The organism is Micromonospora sp. NPDC002296, assembly GCF_040296145.1.
Lineage (GTDB): Bacteria > Actinomycetota > Actinomycetes > Mycobacteriales > Micromonosporaceae > Micromonospora.
In genome coordinates this window covers 1-1,018 of record NZ_JBEOWQ010000130.1, presented here as the reverse complement: position 1 = coordinate 1,018, position 1,018 = coordinate 1, and the positions used below count along the sequence as shown (strand labels likewise).

Sequence of the window (1,018 nt, the reverse complement as noted above, 5' to 3'; positions counted from 1 at the left end):
ATCCGCTCACCACCACACTCAAACGGATTCCCCACAAACCGCTCAGCCGTCAAACCCGGCCGACCCACATAACCCCGCGCCAAACCAACACCAGCTACATAGAGTTCGCCCGAGACACCTACCGGCACCGGCCGCAAACCCTCATCCAGCACATATACGCGCGTGTTGGCGATGGGACCGCCGATGGGGAGCAGCCGGTCGTCGTGGTCGGCCGCCGAGACCTGGTGGCAGGTGGCGAAGACCATGCTCTCCACGGGCCCGTATCCGTGCACGAGCCGCATCTGCGGATGTGCGCGGCGTACGGCGAGGACCTTGTCGACGTTCGGCGACTCGCCTCCCGTCATCACCTGGGTCACCACCTGGAACACATCCGGATGGCTGTCCACCATCGCCGAGAACAGCCCGGCCGACATCCATAGGGTTGTCACGCGGTGGCGCATCACGAGCTCGGCGATCAGGTCGGGCTCCGGCCGCTGGCCCGGTGCGAGGACGCACGCGCCTCCCCGCAACAGGGCGGACCACAACTCCAGCGTGAGGCCGTCCCACGAGACGGGCGCGCACTGGAGATGGACCTCGGGCGGGCCGAGGTGCACGTAATCCTGGGCGAAGAAGGTGCGCACCGTCGCGGTGTGGGGTGACGCGACGCCCTTGGGCAGGCCGGTGGATCCTGAGGTGAACAGCACGCAGGCGATGTCCCGGGGCGAGACGTCGACGTGAAGGTCGGCAGCGGCGTTCCCGGCGATCTCGGTGGTGTCGAGATCGACGAGGACGGTCACCTCGGCGGTGATGCCGCTGGCCTCGACCAGGTCGCTGCTGGTGACCAGGTGCCGGGCCCGGGCCTCGTCGACGACGGTTCTGATCCGGTCCGCGGGATGCGACGGGTCGAGCGGCACGTAGGCCCCACCGGCCTTCAGCACCGCCAGCAACGCGACCACGAACTCCACCCCACGCTCAAGATGCACCCCCACCACCGCACCCCGACCCACACCACGACCCACCAAAAACCGCGCCAACCTGT

General features: G+C 68.1%; 1 protein-coding gene. It reads right to left on the bottom strand.

All coding sequences use genetic code 11. The features are described from left to right. Positions 1-962 (bottom strand): AMP-binding protein (locus ABT023_RS29030; RefSeq protein WP_350889874.1); only part of this gene is annotated, 962 nt, incomplete at its 3' end. Positions 963-1,018 lie beyond the last annotated feature (56 nt).